Here is a 19,369-nt window from a genome sequence, read left to right on the forward strand (position 1 = left end):
GATCGGCGGGTCCGCGGCCCGCCGGGTGGTGCGACCTCGTCCCCTCAACCGAAGGAGCAATTCCATGCGCGGTCTGACCGGAAAAGCAGCGCTGGTAACGGGGGCCTCCCGAGGTATCGGGCGCGCCATCGCGGAACGCCTGGGCGCCGAAGGCGCGCTGGTCGCAGTGCACTACGGCTCCAACGACGCTGCGGCCAAGGAGACCGTGGCGGCGATTCAGCACTCCGGTGGCCGGGCGTTCGCCGTACGGGCCGAACTCGGCGTGGACGGCGACGTTGACACGCTGTTCGGCGGCTTGAAGGAGGGGCTCGGCGAGCGGCCCCTGGACATTCTCGTGAACAACGCTGCGATCATGGACTACGGCGCCACCGTCGACCAGGCCACCCGCGACCAGTTCGAGCGTGTGTTCGCGGTCAACGTGAGGGCGCCGCTGTTCATCACCCAGCGGGCCCTTCCGCTGATGCCCGACGGCGGCCGGATCATCAATGTCTCGTCCGGAGTGACCTGGTTCGCGACCCCGGAGGTGGTGTACGCGATGTCCAAGGGCGCACTGAACGTCCTGAGCCGGTCGCTGGCCCACACCCAGGGACCGCGCGGTATCACGGTGAACACCGTGTCTCCGGGCGTCACCGAGACCGACATGAACGAGTGGCTGCGCGAGAGCGCATCGGCGGAGGCCATCGCCGGAATCACCGCGCTCGGCCGGCCCGGCCGACCTGCCGACGTCGGGGACGTGGTGGTCTTCTTCGCCTCCGACGACGCGCGGTGGATCACCGGACAGACCGTGGAGGTGAACGGCGGACTGTTCCTCGGCCCGCGGGGAGAGCGCTGAAGCTACACAGCTTTGAAGGTTGCTTGTGTCATGAAGCGCTCAATCAATGTGGCTGGCATGACGCAAGCGACTCGGGCCCGGAACGTCAGATCCTCGGCTGGAGAACACCCGCTGAGCTCTTCAGTACGCTCGTCGCAACGGTCGAATGACCCGTGTTGCGAAGTTCGCTGGATTCCGCCCTCGACCGTAACCCTTGGTCGGGGCCGAGGCTGCCGCGCGGCAGCCTCGACTCCTCGGCGGGAACGCCGTCGGGCAGGCCCAGTTCGGGGTGTCTTGACGGTTCCCCATCGGCGGCCCCTCAGCCCGTGGGCTGTCCCGGCTCGATCGGCCCGCCGCAGAAGACTCGCTTGACGAGCATGTCCAGCACCCCCGGAAACACCTGCGCCACATCGATTGCGGCGTCTCCCATGGTCAGCGAGGCCGTCAGGGTCTTGTCGCCTTCGGGCGTGCTGTACATCAGCGCCCCGTAGCCTCCCGGGGCGCTTCCGTTGTGGTGGAAGACGGTGCCGCCGCAGTCGGGGCCCAGATCCTGCACGAACAGTCCCAGGCCGTAACCCAGCGGCCCTTGCGGCGTGCGCATCTGGGCCAGCAGCGGGGCCGGCAGGAGCCTGCCGCCCATCAGCGCGGAGATGAAGGCGGCCAGGTCCCGGGTGGTGGAGATCAGGTCCCCGGCGGCGTGCAGCATGGAGGGGTTCTGGCGGGTGACGTCGGCCACCTTCCACTGGTCGCCGTCCTGGTAGCGGCAGTAACCGTGGGCGTGCGGCGCGGGAAGCTGCGGCGAGGTGCTTGCGACCGTGGTGTCCGACAAGCCGAGCGGCCCCAGGATCCGCCGCTGCATCTCCTCGGCGTAGGAGCGGCCGGTGACCTGCTCGGTCAGCAGCGCGGCCAGCGTGTAGTTGGTGTTGGAATAGCCGAAGCCGCTCCCCGGCTCGAACCGCGCCGGCTTGGACAGCGCCAGCCGTACCAGCTCCTGCGGCTGGTAGGTGTGAAGCCGGTTGTCCACCCAGTCCTTGCCCACCGAGGGAATGCCCTGCACGAACGTCCCGTCGGCGGCGGGCTCACCGGTGTAGTTGTACAACCCGCTGGTGTGCTGGAGCAGCATCCGCACGGTGATCCGCTCGTCCAGCTCGAACTGGGGCAGGTGGTCGGCGACCGGGGCGTCCAGCCCGATCTCGCCGTCGGCCGCGAGTTGCAGCACCAGGGTCGCGGTGAAGGTCTTGGTGACGCTGCCGGCCCAGAAGCGCCCGTCCGTCGGCGGAGTGGCCGACTCGCCCAGTTTGCGCACCCCGGCGCCGCCGACCCACTCGCCGCGCTCGTCGCGCACGCGCATCTGTAGCCCGGCGAAACCGGCGTCGACCGCAGCCTGGACGGCCTCTTGCAGCTCCGGGCGGTCCGGCCCGACCGCTGGGGCGGGCCGGCTCTGGGGGGTACCGCCGATGGCCTTCCAAGGCCCTGTTGTTCCTGGACGCGGTCCTCGGCTCGATCACCCCCGGCCTGGCACACCGCGACACCGGCGACGTCGTGGCCGACTTGCGCGAGGTGATGGTTCGAGCCGTCGACCTGCTGGGCCGCCCGCCCTGGGGACCGCTCTACCAGGCCCTGATCGGCGAGGCGCAGCACAATCCCGAGGTCGCCGCCGCCCTCAACCAGCGCTTCATCCAGCCGCAGGCGGCCGACACCCTGGCCCGGCTCAAGGCCGCCAAGGAGCAGGGGCAGCTCTCACCCGACTTCGACGTGGACCTTGGCTTCGAGATTCTTTCGGGACCGCTGTACGTGCGGTTGCTGGTCACCCAGCAGCCCCTGACACCCGCTTACTGCGACCACGTGCTCCAAACGGTGTTCGCCGGCATGGGTCCTCAGCCGCATCCCTGACGCACGCGCCTGTCCGCTGCACATCGTCGAGGCTGCGCGGCGCGCAGGAGACGTCGGTACTCCCGGAGACCGGGACCGAGGAAGGGGCGGATCAGTCGGCGCCGGTCCTCCGGTCCTGAACGGGCGGCCCCCTGCCTTGGCCGGGATGCCCGCACGCTGCTGGTCGCCCCGACAGAGGCCCAGGGAGGTCAGGCGGCCGGCGCTGCGGCTGAGCCGACCTTCCCTGGGCCTTGAGTGGGGCCGCTGGTTGGAGGCGCGTCGTCTTTGGCGGGCTCGGCTACTCGTGGGTGCCGACCACCGCGTTGCCGGGCCGGTGGCGCAGCATGGCCGAGGTCGGCAGGAGCGTGGCGGCCAAGACGAGCGCGAGAGCACCGCCGAGGACCGCCGCGACGCTCCACCAGGGGCCCGTCGGGATCAGCGATCCCAGCACGCTCAGGCTGAGCGGCATCAGCGTCGCCGCCGCGATCAGCGCACCGAGGATGACGCCCGCGGCGCAGACCAGCACGGCCTCCATCGCCATCATCCGCATGACCTGCCCACGGGAGGCGCCGACGAGCCGTAGCAGCGAGAACTCCCGCCGCCGTTCGACGGCCGCGAGGACCTGGGAGTTGACCAGTGCGATCGCCGCATAGCCGACGACGACGGCGAGCACCAGGTAGGCCATCCACGCCTGGGTGTCGTCCTGGCCCTGCCGGGCGGAGGAGAGCGTCTCACGGTCCGCGACGCGGAGTCCGGGGTACCGTCCGGCCAACGTGGACAGCGCCGCCGCCAGCTTGGCCCGGTCCGTGCCGGGCCGGGTGCTCACCATGATCTGCGGTACGAGGCCGGAGTCGGTGTGCCCGATGAGGACCGACGCGGGCAGCAACGCGGTCTCGTAGCCGCGCCTGCCGTTCACGGTGGCGACCAGTTTCAGTTCGACCCGCGTGCCGTCGCCCAGCCGCATCGGGACCGGGTCGCCGAGTTTGCGGCCGCCGGTGTACCGGGTCGGCAGGGCGACGGTGTCGCCGCGCAGCGCGTCCAGACTGCCGCTGGCCGCGCGGTACGCGGTCGTGCGAGTGATCCCTTCGGGGGTGACGCCCAGCAGCGACATGGCGGGAACGTCCGGCGCGCTCTCGCCGCCATCGCCGTCGGCGACGACCGGACCTGCCAGTTCTTCGGGCTCGATGTAGCCGAGACTGGTGATCTGGGCGGTGGCGGCCGAGACTCCCGGCTGCGCCTTGACCGTGTCGACCAGGTTCAGCGGCAGGCCGGATTCCGAGGTGACCGCGAGGTCGGCCCGCCGATTCTCCTCGAACGCCTTGTCCGATCCAGTGGACTGAGTGGTCTGCATGTAGGTGAGGCTGAAGGCCAACCCGGTGGCGAGCATCACCGGTAGCACCGCACTGGTGAGGCGGGTGATGCGCGCAGTGGCGTTGGCGGTGGCGAGACGCCCGGCGTTCCTGGACACCGCGCGCATCGGCCGGTGCAGCATCGCCGTGACGGCCCTGGCGAGCACGGGGCCGAGCAGCCCGAACCCGGCCGTCCACACCATCGCGGCCGGGGTCGCGACCCCGGCCGCATCCGGTCCGTCCGCGCCCGTGGTGCCCACCGCGAGTACGGCGCCGCCGCCGAGGAAGAGGACGGCGAGCACGAGGCGGACACGGCTGAACCGGCGCCGCCCCAGGGAGGCCTCGGCCAGCGCGTCGGCCGGTCGGGTGCGCGCCGCGCCGTTGGCCGCGATGAACGCGGCACCGAGCGCGACGAGCAACGCGGCCGCCACTCCGACGATCAGCGGGCCGCTGCCGGCGCGGTACACGATCGCTTCCGGCACCACGCCGGCGCCGGCGAAGGCACCGAGCAGCCACCTGCCCACGTAGGGGCCGACCGGCCAGGCCAGCGCGGTGGCGACCACGGCCAGGAGCATCGTCTCGCCGAGGATCAGCCGGCGCAGCTGGCCCGGGGTGGCGCCGATCGCGCGGAGCAGGGCCATCTCCCGCTGCCGCTGCTGGACCGACAGGCCCAGGGTGGCGGCGATGATGAACACGGTGACCATGGCCGAGAGACCGCCGAACGCGGCCGCCAGTGCCACCAGGTCGTCACCGTCGGAGACGACGCCCGGATCCTCGGCCCGGCCGCGTTCGTCTCCGGTCAGCACCGAGATCTGCCGACCCGCCACCGACTTCGCCACGGCTTCGCGGACCTGGCCGACATCGGCTCCCGCGGCGACGAACACACCGATGGCGCCGACCATGCCCGGACGGCCCGCCGCCGCGGCGGCCTCGGCGTCGGAGACGAACCCGCTCCCGTCGCCGTTGATTAGCCCCGAGACCTCGTACTGCTCGGCGGCGCCGCGTACGACCAGTTCGACCTTGCCGCCGGGCCGCAGCCCGGCCCGCTCGGCCAGGCGTGTGTCCACCACGACCTGGCCGGGTCCGGAGGGCGGCGCCCCCGCATCGATCTTGTACTGCCCGAGTCTGGCCGACGACCAGCCGTGGCCGGTCACCGGAACGCCGGCCTGGGCGCCCCGCGACAACGAGGTCCGGAACGACACGTCCGGCGCGACGGCGGCGACGCCCGGGACCACCGCGAGCTCGCCGGCCAGCCGCGCGTCCAGGTGCACCCGCTCGGGGAAGACCTCGTCGGACGCTGTGCCGTGGTACCGCTGATCGCCGGTGACCACGATCGGCGCGGCGGTCAGCCGCTGAGGCGGCGCCGCGCTGTGCACGCCGGTCTCCAGCAACCCGCCGCAGCCCATCACGATCGCGGCACCCAGGAACATCGCGATGAACGACGCGAGGAAACCGGCCTTGTGGAAGCGCAGGGTGCGCAGCGCGATCCGGATCACCGGGCACCCCCCTGCACGAGCAACTCGCCGGCCCGCTCACCGAGACGGGTCATCCGCGCGGCGACCTCCTCGACCGTGGGCCGGTCCAGCGAGCCCGCGATCCGGCCGTCGGACAGGAACAGCACGCGGTCGGCATGCGCGGCGGCCACCGGGTCGTGGGTGACCATTACCACCGTCTGTTCCGCCCTCTGGACGGCCTCCCGCAGCAGCACCAGCACCTCACGCGCTGTACGGGTGTCCAACGCGCCGGTCGGCTCATCACCGAAGAGCACGGCCGGCCGGGTGACCAGGGCCCGCGCGATGGCGACGCGCTGCTGCTGGCCACCCGACAGCTCACCGGGCCTGCTGGTGCGGCGGGCGGCCAGGCCGACCCGCTCGATCACCTCGTCCACCTCGGCCTTCTTGGGTCTGCGTCCTGCCAGCCGGAGCGGCAGCGTGACGTTGTCCACCACGCTCAACGCGGGCAGCAGGTTGAACGCCTGGAAGACGAAGCCGACCCGCCGCCGGCGGAGCCGGGTCAACGCCCGCTCCCGCAGCGCCGACAGATCCACACCGTCCAGCCGGACGGTCCCCGACGTCGGCCTGTCGAGCCCGGCCGCGCACTGCAGGAAGGTGCTCTTCCCCGAGCCGGAGGGGCCCATCACCGCTGTGAAGGTGGCCCGCTGCAAGCCGACGCTCACCTCATCGAGGGCGGTCACGGTGTTCGTCGATCTGCCGTAGACCTTGCGCACGGCATCGAACCGGACGACGTCCTGGGATAGGGGAGCCGAAATTCCACTCATGGTGTGTGTCCTTGGGGAGAGTCGGTCCGCGACATGGACCGAGTCGAACGAACGGAGCATGTCGCCCCGCTCGACGACATGAACTGCACGGTACAGGTCAGTTCATATGAACTCAACTGTTCAGTTCAGGTAGAGTGTCCCTCGTGAGCACAGAACGCAGACCGCCCAGCGGCGAACGGGCAGAACGCAAACGGGCCGCGATCGTGCAGACGGCCCGCCGTGTCTTCCTGCGCGAAGGCTTCGGCGTGGGCATGGAGCAGATCGCGGCCGAGGCCGGCGTCTCCAAGGTCACCGTGTACAACCACTACGGCCGCAAGGAAGACCTGTTCACCGCAGTGATCGGCGACGCCCTGGAAGAGGCGCTCGCCGATGCGCAGTCCCGCACCGAGGAGTGTCTGCGCAGCGGCAACGACCTGGAAGCGGTACTGGTCGAGACGGCTCGGGCGTGGATCCGCGGCATGGCCACACCCGAATTCCTGGCGCTGCGCACCTTGGTCGGCGCCGAGCTCCGCCGCTTCCCCGAACTGGGCCAGGCGTGGAAGGTCAACGGCCCGGGAAGATCCCGCTCGATCATGGCGGCGCTCCTGCGACGCGAGGTCGACCGCGGCGTCCTGGCCATCGGGAACATCGACCTGGCGATCACTCAGCTGTACTCACTGGTGCTGTATCCGCACTTCGCGCACAGCACCTACGACGACGCCATCGACCAGGCCACCACGGACCAGCTCATCACCGAAGGCGTGGCCATGTTCCTCAATCACTACCGGACCGCGCGCGAGGCGCAGTAGCCCGACTCCGACGCCTCCAGCACGCGCCACATCGCGCGCTCGGACGAGCATCGCCGGCGCGTCGTCGCAGTGGCCCGCCATCGCCGCGTTGTAGGCGGGGGTGCACAGCGTCCGCGCGTATGCCGACGCCTGCGCGGGACTGATGAGCCCGATCTGTTCCAGCCGGTCGGCGGCTCGTGAGGTGAGGTGTCGCGCGACCGCTTCGCGGCCCTGAGGACTTCCGAGCGCGCCGCATACGTCACCGCCCGGCCGGCGGTGATGCGCCGACGCCTGATCGTCAGCTCCGACGCCGTTGGACCGACCTGAACCGCCGAGCCCGCAGGGAGCAACCGTGACGACCGAGTGGGTCTCAGGCGGGAGCAGATGCTCTCGGCCGACCACTACCGGAGATCGGGTAGGCCGTGACGGTCCGGGGAGGAGTGTGCTCCCGATTCCGGGCCCAACTGCACTAAAACGGAAAAGCCCAGGCTGCCGTCTGTGGGCTGAGCTGGGCTTGGTGGTGGGCGATACTGGGATTGAACCAGTGGCCTCTACCGTGTCAAGGTAGTCCGCGGTCACAAATGACCTGCGTATTCTCGAGATGCGGCAGGTCAGCGGCGGTATTTAGGGCTCGTTGACATCCATTCGCGGCGGTTCGGGCACCCTGCGTGCTCCCGCCGCTCCAGGTTCCGGGCGGGAGCATTGGAGCGCGCATAGGGAGCGGCAAAGCGCGGTCCTGTCGCTATGTGGTCGGGTTTCGGCGGATGGATGGGTGGCCGCGGGGGCTTTATTGCGGGCCCCACGAACTTTCCCGGTTCATGCGGATTTCCCGATACTGTGTCACCGGGCTTTACCTTCGGTGGAGGGTACACCGCTAGTTGTTCGGCTGCGCAGTTCGGGGCGTGTGCCGCACAGTAGTAGTGCGTATCACGCTACGTCTGATATGTCCGGTAGCCGTGTGAGTGCAGCGCCCCAGGATCGGTGGAGGATCAGCGCAATCGACGGCCACCGGTGTCGAAAACAGTCTTCATACTGCCGTAAGGATGGAACGACTAGTTTGGACCCTATACAGGAATTTCTGACGTGCCTCGAGCGACTCGATCGTCACCGCTTTAGCGAGAAGGACGTCCTTGGCGCGATCCAGCCACATAGCAGCCTCTTCGTAGGAGCCGATTGCATGCATGACCTGATATCGTGCAAAATAGATTTCCTCTGTACGCAGTGATGGCATCGTGCCCGTCTGCGCGAGCCGCTCCACGGCCGCTGCGCTTGCCGCGAGGGCTCCCGCCGTGTCGGCAGCTCGAAGATTGGCCAGCGCTAGCAGGGCTTGTGCCGCGATCTCGCTGCGCTGAAAGCCTGTTCTACGGCATTCTGTGATGGTCTCATTAAAGAGGGCCGTGGCCTTGCTCAGATCGTGGTGCGGATAGGAGGGAGCAGCATAAAGCTCGCCAAGATAATTCCGCACGATCGGCATGATTGCTTTGTTCTGGGTCCGCTGCAAACGATCCCAGCCTGCCTTTATTGCAGACTCTGCGGAATCTAGTTTTCCCCACTCAAGGTAGAGCTTGCCTAGCAACCCGAGATTATAGCCTTGATAGGTCCCCAGGTCGAAGTCGGCTAGCAGCAGTCGAAGTGCCTTGTGGAGTACCGCTTCGGCGTCCTCGAAGCGCCCGATCGTCATTAACAATTGGCCGAGAAAATTCGAAATCAGTGCGAAATGCCCAAGAGCATTGGCTGTATGTAGCTGGCTCGCAGATCGCCGCAACCAGGACTCTGCCTCATCGAACCGCCCGCTATCGAAGGCCGCGACACCGATGAAACCGGCCAGCCGAGCTTGCAGCACACGCGCCATCGCTCTGTCCGTTACCGGGATGTCAGATAAGTCCTGCCCTGCTACGAAGGCATGAGCCTGGTGCAATATGGCGACACCACGAGACAGGTCGGAGCCGATCATATTGTGCCCGAGATCGGAGAACGCCTGAATCTCGGCTAGAAGATTCATCGACCCTTCAGCCAGACGGGCGGCCTCCGCGAAGGCCAGGAGTCCGGAATGCAAGTCGTTATTTGCTACCAAATATTGGCCGCGCAGATTATGGGCAATGGCGCATGCCGCCGGATCGCCAGCGCACTCAGCCGCCTGCTCTGCGCGCGTGACGAGAGCACCGATTTCATCGGAAGGGGCCAGCATCCATAATAGTTCTGTAGAAGTGAGATAGAGATGAATGACGCGTACCGTGAGCGCCCCGTCGGGTAGATGGCCGTTTAGTGCCTGTTTTGCGTACTGCCCCGCTTTTCGGTGGTCACCGCGTTGGTAGGCTGACAGGGCGGCGAAGAAAATGAATTCGGGTGTCATGTCCTCCGCTCCTGGCCACTGCATGGCGATCTTGCCGTGCGCAGGTTCGATCGTATGGCGGCTGCCGAAGGGATCGGTGGGCCAGCCTGGACTAGCTGTGTTGGACCATGATCGAAACACAGCATATATCAGCCGACAGCGCAAGGCCAGGGTCGAGCTTATACAGGCGGGCCGGAGGCGCCAAAGCGGTCAAGCCTGGTCGAGTCGGTCGGCCTCGGTCAGCAGCCATTCCCCAGGGACGAAGTCGCTATTGCCTTGAGTCAATGACACTGTGTCGCGCAACGCTATGGCGGCATCCGCCATGTTACCGGCGAGAACTTCGTCAATAGCGCACCGCAGCATCTCGCTGGCTGCGACATCGGTCCCACCTGACCTGCGGAAGGCGGCGACCGCCTGGTCGGCCGCCTGTTGAGCGTCGCGGTACCGTCCGGAGATCCAATATGTCCAGGCGAGGTTGAACAGACACAGACCCTCGGCACGAGGGAACCCAAATTCCGCTCCGTCGTTCCGGCCACGGTCGAGAACTTCGACCGCGTCATCATTTCTGCCCAGCGCGATGAGGGCGATGCCTTCGGTGTTGCGCGCGTAACCGACAGCCTCCGGATAGTTGTCGGCGTTATAGCCTTCGACCGCCTGGCAGGCTGCCTGGATCGCGTCTTCCCATCGCCGTGCCACGATGCACGCGGCGCTGGTCGCGTCGCTGAGCCAGCCCCGGATCCGCGGATCCGCGGTACGGCTCGCGAGTTCCCGAAGTCGGTCGCAGACCTGTAGCGCCTCGACCGGATCGCCGCGGTAAGACCACGTAAGGCTGAGAACTAGCAATGCATGCGCCTCAGCGCGAGGTTCATCCACTTCCCGGCCGACGTCGACCGCCCTGGCAAGTATGAGGGACGCTTCGTCGAGCTGGCGTAATCCGCGATAGCAGTCTCCAAGGGATAACAGCGCCCGCCAGAGCTGCCGGTTGTCTCCGATCCGCTCGGCTATCTCGATCGCCTCGCGCAAGGCGGGAATCGCGTCCTCGAGCGGACCGCCGATGTGCCGTGCCTGTCCATACCCGACCAGGTGAGCGAGCTTGGCGATATCACCAATCGGTTTGTTGCGCAGCGCGAGATGCATTGCGATGACCTCACGATGCGAACCCTGCCACACGAGGAACTCGCTGACCTGGTCGAGCGTGAAGGCCGCATCCCCGTAGTCGCCTGCTCGCAACCGGTGCTCGAACTCCCTGCGATACGAATCCACGTCAACGACGGATCGCCAGGGCGGTTGCTTGTGCTGCCTGGAGTACCAGCCGGCCGCCCGGCGCTCGAGGACCTGCTGCCCAAGAGGGCCTTCGATCGCCAGAGTTCGGTACGCGATATCCGCGTCCATGGGGTGCAGCGCGTAGATACGGCGTCGACGGTCGACTGACAGCATATGTATCTGAACAAGCCGGCTGAGGGCGCTTTGAACATCCAACCTTGGCGCCAGTGGATGTATCGCCCAGGCCACCGCTTCGGCGGACACCGGTCCGGAGAATACGGCGAGTACGTTAAGAGTAAGGCGAGTCAGTTCGTCCAGGCGGCGGTAGCGGTCTTGGGCCAATTGGTCGACCATGTCGCCGCGGCTGGCGTAGTCGGTCAGCATCTCCGCCAGGGTCGGAAGGGTGAGATGATCGCTTGCCATCGCACCGACCAGGAGCTCCAACGCGCGAGGCACGCCGTGCAATCGCTTCGCGGTCTTTTCCAATTCAACAAGCGGTGCATCACTCACTCCGGCCTCACCGTCGCGGTCCAGCTCCCGCAGGAGCTCGACACTTTCGGCCACCGGTAGGCCGTCCGTCAGGTGCACGCGAGCCTGGAACCGGCGGGTCGCGGGGTCCAGCAGCACCGGAACCTGGGTGGTGATGAGCAGCTTGGGCCCCTGTCTCACACGAAGCACCGCGTCGAGCAGAAGATCGAGATCGGCCTCCTTGGGCCACCCCTCGTCCGTGAGCTGATCTTCAAGGTTATCCAGCAGCAGGATGTACCGCTCAGATGCGAGCGCCGCGAACAACAGGTGTATCTTGTCGTCGACCGCGCGCTGACTGGCCCAAAGCGCCCGCAGTTCATCAGCGGCCTCCGGCGTGGCTAGATCCAAGCATGAGAAGAAGACACGTTCCGTTGAGATCGCCCCTTGTGACCTGGCGCTGAGATTGACAATGCTGCAGCCCCCCGAACAGAGCCGCTCGGCGATCTTGGCTGCCAGCGCGCTTTTGCCGATGCCGCGCCGACCGGAGATCGTCACTATTCGCAGAGACTGATCCGCGAGGAGCTCCAGGGCTCTCGTCTGCTCTTCGCTACGATCTTTAAACGTCTCAAGCCCGTAGCTGACAGGTGTCCCGACAATCCTGGCGCCCGTTCTCATGGGTTGATCCCGTCACTCATGCCCATTAGAGTAGCGGTGGTCTGTTAGTTTCGGAACCGCAGCTCGGAGTCGAGGGCAGCCGCCCGCAAATGATCTGCGCTGATCGCGAGCACCATCGCGAGCTCGGTGCTAACGCACCAGCACTGAGCAGCGGAAACGCGGGCTCAAAGATCGACACTAGCTAGGTACGTCGAGTCAGATTCCTAGCGGTATCAAGGCCAGAGAGGGCTCAATGGCAACTCGATCTGGTCGAGTCAGAGGAGTGACGGGGCTTACTCAAGATCGGACGGCGCTCACGCTCGGCTCCGTGACGTTGCTGGGCTTCGCACTGGTGATCGTGGGCTGGATCATCCAGGGTTCGGCATATTTGCCGAGCCTGTTGCTCGAGGCCGGCGCGTCAATGATGCTCGTCGTACCTCTGGCCCTACTCGATTTGCTGCTGGCGAAGCGGCTGCACCGCGCCGAAGAACAGATTCGGGCGACGGTCTCTCTGCTCGACATGCTGAACTCGGCGACCCGTACCATGCTGGCCGAGGGCCGCCAGCGACGGAATGAGCTGCTCGACGCCGCGCGGCAGAACCCCGTCCAGGCCATGGTGCGGATCCTCCTGCAAGAAGCACAGGAAGTTGGCGCAGTGGTGCCCGAAGGTGTTCGGGTGCAGGTACCGGGCACCACCCTAAGGTTGCGCTTTTGTATGGTGGAGAACGACGCGGTGCGAATCTACTTGGAGGAGGCCGAAGGAGCCAGATTACGCGATTTCAGATGGGAGGCGGACGAGACGGGCACCGACTTTTCAACTCGTTTGGCAAGCATTCTGCAAGATCGTTATCCCGGGGATAGTAATTTTAATCCCAGTGGTGTTTTGCAGCGGCTGCTGACGGTAATTCAGATAGGTCTGGAAGGAAGGACCGGTGAGCATCCGTATGACTTCGGTCCGGTTATTGAGATCCCCAACGAACAATGGCTTATCAGCAGCGATGGGCTCTTCAGTCTGCAGCGGAACTACAACATCCCCACATCGCGGATTCTTCATTCGAGTGAGGACTGGCCACGCCATATGCGGTCCCAGGGATGGGTCGATATGGATGCGTTTACTGAAGTTTATGAGCTCGCCAGTGCGCTGTACCGGCGGTCTTGACGGAGAAATTTTAAAGCGCGCTGAGTGTGAAGAGATCTGAGTCTGTCCGCATGTTCAAACGCTGTGCGTCTTCTTGAAGGAAGCCTGTTAGGGGGCGTGATCGTTTCTGCTGGCCCCCTGTGCGGCGAGGTCGTCGGCCTTGCGTCGTCGGTGCCACCGGGGCCTGGAGGTGGGCCGGCGGCCAGGAAGGCCAGGTGCGCGTGGGCGACCATGGCCAGGGAGACGTGCCGGTTCCAGGCGATGTGCTTGTGGACGTGGCAGTGGCCCAGGTCGACATCGTTCTTGACGGCCTGAAGCCCTCCTCGACACTCCGGCGCGAACCAGCCACCCGCACCAGCTCGGGCGACCCGACCAGCCGGTTCGCTCGGCACCGATAGAACGCCAGGTCGGCGGGGACGCTGTCGACCGGCTTGTCACGATGCCTTCATGTTCGCCCAGGTCGATCCACGCCTATTCGTACCAGCGGCGGCCCTTGACCCCGTCGGCGCACGAGTGCCGGTGCCACGCCGTCTCGTCCAGGCCGGCGAGCGCAGGATCGGCCCCGGTGTGGGCGCCGCCGAGCACGAGCGGGTGCTCGTAAGAGATCGCGAGCATAAAGTTCACTCGGTGTCGGTTTGCGCGCAGCGCCCGGCCGCCTCTCAGCGCCGCGGCCGCTGCCTCCCGGCGTTCACCGCGCACCCGGCCAAGATGCTGCCTACCGTGGCCGTCACCGCGAGCACCGCCTACACCCGGCCCGGCGACCTAGTGTTGGATCCGATGTGTGGGATCGGCACCACTTTGGTCGAGGCCACGTATCTGGGCCGCCCGGTGGTCGGGGTCGAGTTGGAGTCACGCTGGGCCACCCTGGCCCGCGCCAATCTCGATCACGCACAAGAAGCACGGCGCCCCTGGCAGCGGCGCGGTCACTACCGGCGACGCCCGCCACGCCCACACCCTGGTGACCGACCCGCACTTGGCTGGGCGGGTGGCGTTGCTGCTCACTTCACCCCCGTACGGCGATAGCACTCACGGGCAAGTCCGCACCATCCGCGACTCCGGCGAGCCCGGCGTGCACAAGTCCGACTTCAGCTACGGCAACACTCGCGGCAACCTCGTCCGTGGTGGCCATAAGCGGCTTCTGGCCGGATTCACCGACATCATGGTCAGTTGCCTGCCCCTGCTGCGGCCGGGCGCGATCGAGGCCATCACCACACGCCCGTCCCGCCGCCGCGGCCAGCTGGTCGACTTCCCGGCCAAATCTGGGCCGCGGCCCAGGACGCCGGACTGGAACCGGGGCAACGCCTGTTCGCACTGCTCTGCGGCATCAAGCACGAGCGGCTGGTCACCCAGGCGTCTTTCTTCGCCGCCCACGAAACCCGTAACGCCCGTGCCGCTGGGCTGCCCCTGCAGGTCACCGCTCACGAGGACGTCCTGGTTCTACGGAAACCACAGAAGGGGCACACAGTGCAGCAGAGCTGAAACAAGGCGACCACGCATTCGAGTCGCTCGCCCTCCGTGGGCCTGCGTTGCTGCAGGGGCGGGACGAGGGCGAGCTCTGATGCGGCCGATGTCGAAGTTCTTCGACGGCTTCACCGTCCGAATTTTTCGACGACAAAGGGCCACCGCCCACCTACGTCCCAACGGCGTCGACTTGACTGTGACCGGATGGTCGAGCGCCAATCGTGGTCGCCCGGGATGGCAGGCTTCGGTGAGAGGGACCGGGGCCTCTCACCGGTTCCTTCCCGGGCACGAGCCGGGGCGCGCCGGGCTTGGATGGTCTGCCCAGTCCGCCCAAGCTGGCCGTCCTTACTTGCCCCCGTCCATGGGCGAGAGGGATGCGTGATGGCCGATGATCCGCTGCTGTACCGCCCGGAGGAGGCCGCTGAGCTGCTCGGCGTGAAGGCGTCCTGGCTGCGGCGCAAAGCCGCAGCCCCCATCGTTCCTTGCACGTCGGGAAGCATCTGCGGTTCTCCCGCACCGAACTGGAGGCGATCGTCGCCGCCGGTGCACGCCCCGCGCGGTGGCGGCCGCGCCGCTGACCCGCCTTGAGCCCGCCCCGCCAGTCGAGCGTCGATGCCCCTAGCCGAACAGCCCCCGGCCCAGCGTCGGGGACAGTGAAGGAGGGATGGCTGATGGCATGGGCGGAACAGCGCGGCCCGTGGTACCGGGTCCGCTACCGGGACGCCGAGGGCACTGTCCGCGCCGGTCTCGACAAACACCGCACCAAGACCGACGCCGCCCAGGCGGCTGAGGACATGGACTCAGCCGGGCGGCGCGGCCAGTTCTTCGACCTCAATGACGCCCGCACCCTGTTGGCCGAATGGGCCGACCAGTGGCGGCGCTCCCACCGCGTGGTCCCCAGTACGCAGGCCAAGTGCGACCACTGCCTCGACTGCCACATCCTGCCAGCCTTCAGCGAGACCGGCCTGGAGGAGATTCGCCGAATGGCGGTCAAACGCTGGGCCAACGAGCTGGCCGAGCGGTACGCGCCCTCCACTGTCAGCGGGATCGTGACGCTGCTGTCGGTCGTGCTGACCGCCGCGGTCGAGGAACGCATGCTCGCGCACAACCCCGTCCAGGGTCTGCGTCTGCCCCGCACCACCACCGGCAGCAGCGCGCCCGGGCGCCGTGCCCGTCCGGTCCCCAGCAGCACGCAAGCCCACCAGATCAGCGAACGCATCCGCCGGACAGGCGGTCGCAACGCCCAGGTCATGGCGATTACCGCTGCCTGGACCGGAATGCGGTGGGGTGAACTGGCAGGACTCGACCGGGTCAACTGCCACACCGGCGAGGGCTACCTGCTCATCGACCCCGACGTCGGTTCCCTGCATGAGGTGGCGGGGAAACTGTGGTTGGGGCCGCCCAAGAGCGAAGTCGCCGGCCGCTGCATTGATCTCCCGCCCTTCCTGGCCCAACTGTTGGACGAGATCATCGCCAGCCACGACCACGACCAACTGTTTATCAGCGGCGCGGGGGAGTGGCTACGACGCTCCAACTTCGCCCGCCGCATCTGGCGACCCGCCTGTGACGGAGACCCCGTAGAAGAGATCCCCCCGATCCTGCCCGGCGCGGTCTTCCACGGGCTCCGCCACCACCACAAGACCGTCCTCGACGAGCTGGACGTCCCCGACGTACTCAAACAGGAGCGGATGGGCCACCGGATGAAAGGAATCCAGGGCGTCTACAGCCATGTCACCGACGCCATGCGCCGACGCCTGATCGCTCAGCTCCAACGCCGCTGGACCAACCTGCACCGCCGAACCCACAGGGACCAACCGTGACGACCGCGTGGGATTCGAGGCGGGAGCAGGTGCTCCCGGTTGACCACTACCCGAGATCGGGTAGTCCGCGACGGCCCGGGGAGCAGTGTGCTCCCGATATGCTCCCGATTTCGGCCCCAACTGCGCCAAAACGAAGAAGCCCAGGCCGCCGTTTGTGGGCTGAGCTGGGCTGGGGTGGTGGGCGATACTGGGATTGAACCAGTGGCCTCTACCGTGTCAAGGTAGCGCTCTCCCACTGAGCTAATCGCCCCAGGCCGCTGCCTCCGGGGGGAGGCGCGGTGTCGAGGTGGAGACGGGATTTGAACCCGTGTACACGGCTTTGCAGGCCGTTGCCTCGCCTCTCGGCCACTCCACCAGAATCGAGACCTTCTGGTTCACAGCCTGAAAGGCCCCTCAGAGCGGAAGACGGGATTTGAACCCGCGACCCTCACCTTGGCAAGGTGATGCTCTACCCCTGAGCCACTTCCGCGTGTGCCGCCCGGTGTTGCGGCGACGGGCAAAACCTTAGCGCGTCCTGGCGCGTTCCCCAAACCGGTTTCGCGGCGGGTCGCTTCGACGGGCGTCGAAGGATGCGGCGCATAGGCTCGGGGCATGGACTCCGAACATGTCCTCACCTCGGACTTCGCGCCCGTGGCGGCGCTGCTGGCCGACCGGGCGCGGGCGGCGATGCTGACCGCGTTGCTGGACGGGCGGCCGCTGGCGGCCGGGGAGCTGGCCCGGACGGCGGGGGTCAGCGCGCAGACGGCGAGCGCGCATCTGGCGCGGTTGCTGGACGGCGGGCTCGTCACGGTGGTCAAGCAGGGGCGGTGGCGGTACTACCGGCTGAACGGGGCCGAGGTCGCGCGGGTGATCGAGGCGCTGTCGCGGATCAGCCCGGGGGTGCGGGCGCGGAGCCTGCGGCAGTCGCGGGACGCGGTGCGGCTGCATGCGGCGCGGACCTGTTACGACCATCTGGCGGGGGAGGCCGGAGTCTCCTTGTTCGCGGCGCTGCTGGACGGCGGCCTCATCGAGCCCGACGGTGAGGAGGCCTACGAGGTCACCGGGAAGGGCGAGGACCGGTTCGGGACGCTCGGGGTCGATGTGCCGGAATTGCGGAAGGCGCGGCGGAGGTTCGCCTGGCAGTGCCTCGACTGGACGGAGCGGCGCCCGCATCTGAACGGGGCGCTCGGGGCGGCGCTGACGAGCCGGATGATCGAGCTGGACTGGTTCGAGCGGGGCACGACGCGGCGGGCGCTGCGGGTGACCGACGCGGGGCTGGCCGGTCTCGCGGACTCGTTCGGGTGCGTCCTGCCGTGAACTTCGCCTATGCCGCCGGGATGCTGGCGACGGGCCTCGCGGACGTGACCGACGACCCGGCGGCGCTCGACTCCAAGGGATGGTGGGCGGTCGTCGTCACCTACGAGGGCGAGGTCACCTGCGCGCGGTTCGACAACGTGCGTCCCGCACGGCATCCGGGGGGCGCGTGGCGCGCGCCGGGGGAGTGGGTCTCGTCCTTGGACGAGGCGCGGTACGTGGCGGGCGTCGAGCGGATCAGGGACGCGATCGCGGACGGGATCGTCTACCAGGCGAACCTGTGCCGGGTGCTGTCCGCGCCGCTGGCGGAGGGCGCCGACATCGCCGGGCTCGGCGCGCGGCTGGCGCGGGGGAATCCGGCGCCGTACGCGATGACGCTGCGGGTGCCGGGGCTGGAGGTCGCGTGCGCCTCGCCGGAGCTCTACCTGCGGCGGGACGGGGACGTGGTGGAGTCCCGTCCGATCAAGGGGACCGGACGGACGGCCGCCGACCTGCTGCCCAAGGACGAGGCCGAGAACATCATGATCGTCGATCTCGTCCGGAACGACCTCGGCCGGGTCGCCGAGACCGGGTCGGTGCGGGTGCCGGGGCTGTGCGAGCTGGAGGAGCATCCGGGGCTCGTCCACCTGGTGTCGACGGTGCGGGCGCGGCTCGCGGGGGGCGGGTGGCCCGAGCTGCTCGCGGCGACGTTTCCGCCCGGTTCGGTCACCGGCGCGCCGAAGTCCAGCGCGTTGACGCTGCTGGATGAACTCGAACCCGTGCCCCGGGGCCCGTACTGTGGGGCCGTCGGCTGGGTGGACGCGGACTCCCGGCGGGGCGCGCTCGCGGTGGGCATCCGGAGTTTCTGGGCGGTGGACGGAGTGCTCCGGTTCGGCACGGGCGCCGGCATCACCTGGGGGTCCGATCCGCGACGGGAATGGCGTGAGACCGAGCTGAAGGCGGCTCGGCTACTGGAGGTGGCCTCGGGTGAGCGAGCCCAGGATCTGGATGAACGGGGAGCTGCTCGACGCTGAGCGGGCCGTGGTGTCGGTGTTCGACCACGGCGTCCTCGTCGGGGACGGGATCTTCGAGACGGTGAAGGCGTCGGGCGGGGAGCCGTTCGCCCTGACCCGGCATCTGCGGCGGCTCGCCCGCTCCGCGGCGGCGCTCGGACTGCCCGAGCCCGACCACGACGCGCTGGCCCAGGGCGTGCTGGAGGTGCTGGCGGCGGCGCCGCGGTGGCCGCTGGCGCGGGTCCGCATCACCTGCACGAGCGGGCCGGGGCCGCTCGGCTCGAACCGGGGCGACGCGGGCCCGACCGTGACGATCATCGTGGCGGAGCAGCGGCCGTTCCCCGCGACGGCGGAGGTGACGGTGGTGCCGTGGCCGCGCAACGAGCGCGGCGCGCTGGCCGGGGTCAAGACCACGTCCTACGCCGAGAACGCGGTGGCGCTCGCGTTCGCGACCGAGCGCGGCGGCGGTGAGGCGATCTTCGGCAACCTCGCCGGGAACCTGTGCGAGGGCACGGGCAGCAACGTGTTCGTGGTGCGGGGCGGGCGGCTGCTCACGCCGCCGCTGTCGGCGGGCTGCCTGGCCGGGGTGACGCGCGAGCTGGCGCTGGAGTGGTGCGGCGGCGAGGAGGAGGACGTCCCGCTGGACGCCCTGCACACCGCCGACGAGGCGTTCCTGACGTCCACGACGCGCGACATCCAGCCGATCCGGGTCGTGGACGGCCGGGCCCTGCCGGCCGCGCCGGGTCCGATCACCGCCAAGGCGATGGAGGCGTTCGCCGCGCACGCGGCCGACCTCATGGACCCCTGACCGGCCGTCCGCCGGGGACCGTCCGCCGCCGTTCAGCGGCCGGTCGCCCCGTTTCCGGTTTCC

The 19,369-nt window shown here is 68.1% G+C and carries 15 protein-coding genes and 3 tRNA genes; 9 read left to right on the forward strand and 9 right to left on the reverse strand.

The features are described 5' to 3' along the window. Positions 1–64: 64 nt before the first annotated feature. Positions 65–832 carry an SDR family NAD(P)-dependent oxidoreductase gene (locus K2F47_RS24480; protein WP_242907438.1) on the forward strand — a complete coding sequence of 256 codons (768 nt, stop codon included), beginning with the start codon at positions 65–67 and terminating at the stop codon, positions 830–832. Positions 833–1,130: 298 nt separating this feature from the next. Here K2F47_RS24480 and K2F47_RS24485 read toward each other — a convergent pair whose 3' ends face one another. After that, on the reverse strand, positions 1,131–2,270 hold the full coding sequence (locus K2F47_RS24485) for a serine hydrolase domain-containing protein (RefSeq protein WP_308198447.1): 1,140 nt from the start codon (positions 2,268–2,270) through the stop codon (positions 1,131–1,133). 17 nt (positions 2,271–2,287) lie between these two features. Here K2F47_RS24485 and K2F47_RS24490 point away from each other — a divergent pair, with 17 nt between their 5' ends. Next, positions 2,288–2,704 (forward strand): TetR-like C-terminal domain-containing protein, encoded by a 417-nt coding sequence (locus K2F47_RS24490; protein ID WP_242907440.1) that lies wholly within the window; start codon positions 2,288–2,290, stop codon positions 2,702–2,704. 277 nt (positions 2,705–2,981) lie between these two features. On the opposite strand, the gene K2F47_RS24495 is transcribed toward K2F47_RS24490, so the two are convergent. After that, entirely contained in the window at positions 2,982–5,528 is a 2,547-nt protein-coding gene (locus tag K2F47_RS24495) for an FtsX-like permease family protein (protein ID WP_242907441.1), read from the reverse strand. Next, on the reverse strand, positions 5,525–6,310 hold the full coding sequence (locus K2F47_RS24500; RefSeq protein WP_242907442.1) for an ABC transporter ATP-binding protein: 786 nt from the start codon (positions 6,308–6,310) through the stop codon (positions 5,525–5,527). Before K2F47_RS24500 ends, K2F47_RS24495 begins: the two co-directional genes overlap by 4 nt. 143 nt (positions 6,311–6,453) lie before the next feature. On the opposite strand from K2F47_RS24500, the gene K2F47_RS24505 reads away from it, so the two are divergent. Further along, positions 6,454–7,098 carry a TetR/AcrR family transcriptional regulator gene (locus tag K2F47_RS24505; protein WP_242907443.1) on the forward strand — a complete coding sequence of 215 codons (645 nt, stop codon included), beginning with the start codon at positions 6,454–6,456 and terminating at the stop codon, positions 7,096–7,098. Between the two features lie 1,006 nt (positions 7,099–8,104). On the opposite strand, the gene K2F47_RS24510 is transcribed toward K2F47_RS24505, so the two are convergent. Further along, complete coding sequence (locus tag K2F47_RS24510) at positions 8,105–9,430, reverse strand: tetratricopeptide repeat protein (RefSeq protein WP_242907444.1); 1,326 nt, start codon at positions 9,428–9,430, stop codon at positions 8,105–8,107. A gap of 189 nt (positions 9,431–9,619) precedes the next feature. After that, the gene (locus tag K2F47_RS24515) at positions 9,620–11,815 is read right to left on the reverse strand and encodes a tetratricopeptide repeat protein (protein ID WP_242907446.1); all 2,196 of its coding nucleotides are present in this window, start codon (positions 11,813–11,815) and stop codon (positions 9,620–9,622) included. Positions 11,816–12,122: 307 nt separating this feature from the next. Between K2F47_RS24515 and K2F47_RS24520 the strand changes: the two genes are divergently transcribed. Next, entirely contained in the window at positions 12,123–12,953 is an 831-nt protein-coding gene (locus K2F47_RS24520; RefSeq protein ID WP_242907447.1) for a hypothetical protein, read from the forward strand. Between the two features lie 450 nt (positions 12,954–13,403). On the opposite strand, the gene K2F47_RS24525 is transcribed toward K2F47_RS24520, so the two are convergent. Next, positions 13,404–13,547, reverse strand: coding sequence for a hypothetical protein (locus K2F47_RS24525; RefSeq protein WP_242907448.1), 144 nt, complete (start codon positions 13,545–13,547; stop codon positions 13,404–13,406). A 12-nt stretch (positions 13,548–13,559) separates the two neighbouring features. Between K2F47_RS24525 and K2F47_RS41770 the strand changes: the two genes are divergently transcribed. After that, positions 13,560–13,955 carry a TRM11 family SAM-dependent methyltransferase gene (locus tag K2F47_RS41770; protein WP_372490894.1) on the forward strand — a complete coding sequence of 132 codons (396 nt, stop codon included), beginning with the start codon at positions 13,560–13,562 and terminating at the stop codon, positions 13,953–13,955. A gap of 1,109 nt (positions 13,956–15,064) precedes the next feature. After that, a complete protein-coding gene (locus tag K2F47_RS24530) occupies positions 15,065–16,213 on the forward strand; it encodes a tyrosine-type recombinase/integrase (RefSeq protein WP_242907449.1) in 1,149 nt (382 codons plus the stop codon). 175 nt (positions 16,214–16,388) lie between these two features. Here the strand turns inward: K2F47_RS24530 and K2F47_RS24535 are convergent. The 3 genes from K2F47_RS24535 to K2F47_RS24545 form a co-directional block, all read right to left on the reverse strand. Next, positions 16,389–16,463: transfer RNA gene (locus tag K2F47_RS24535), tRNA-Val, on the reverse strand. Positions 16,464–16,497: 34 nt separating this feature from the next. Next, positions 16,498–16,568 (reverse strand) — tRNA-Cys (locus K2F47_RS24540). 42 nt (positions 16,569–16,610) lie between these two features. Next, a tRNA-Gly gene (locus K2F47_RS24545) sits at positions 16,611–16,682 on the reverse strand. A gap of 122 nt (positions 16,683–16,804) precedes the next feature. Between K2F47_RS24545 and K2F47_RS24550 the strand changes: the two genes are divergently transcribed. The 3 genes from K2F47_RS24550 to K2F47_RS24560 are packed head-to-tail and all read left to right on the forward strand — an operon-like array spanning position 16,805 to position 19,306. After that, entirely contained in the window at positions 16,805–17,509 is a 705-nt protein-coding gene (locus K2F47_RS24550) for an ArsR/SmtB family transcription factor (RefSeq protein WP_242907450.1), read from the forward strand. Between the two features lie 20 nt (positions 17,510–17,529). After that, complete coding sequence (locus tag K2F47_RS24555; RefSeq protein ID WP_242907559.1) at positions 17,530–18,519, forward strand: chorismate-binding protein; 990 nt, start codon at positions 17,530–17,532, stop codon at positions 18,517–18,519. Then, positions 18,494–19,306, forward strand: coding sequence for an aminotransferase class IV (locus K2F47_RS24560; RefSeq protein ID WP_242907561.1), 813 nt, complete (start codon positions 18,494–18,496; stop codon positions 19,304–19,306). The genes K2F47_RS24555 and K2F47_RS24560 overlap by 26 nt, the downstream gene beginning before the upstream one ends. The last annotated feature ends 63 nt before the right edge of the window (positions 19,307–19,369 follow it).

It is taken from the genome of Actinomadura terrae (assembly GCF_022751215.1).
GTDB classification, from domain to species: Bacteria; Actinomycetota; Actinomycetes; order Streptosporangiales; family Streptosporangiaceae; genus Spirillospora; species Spirillospora terrae.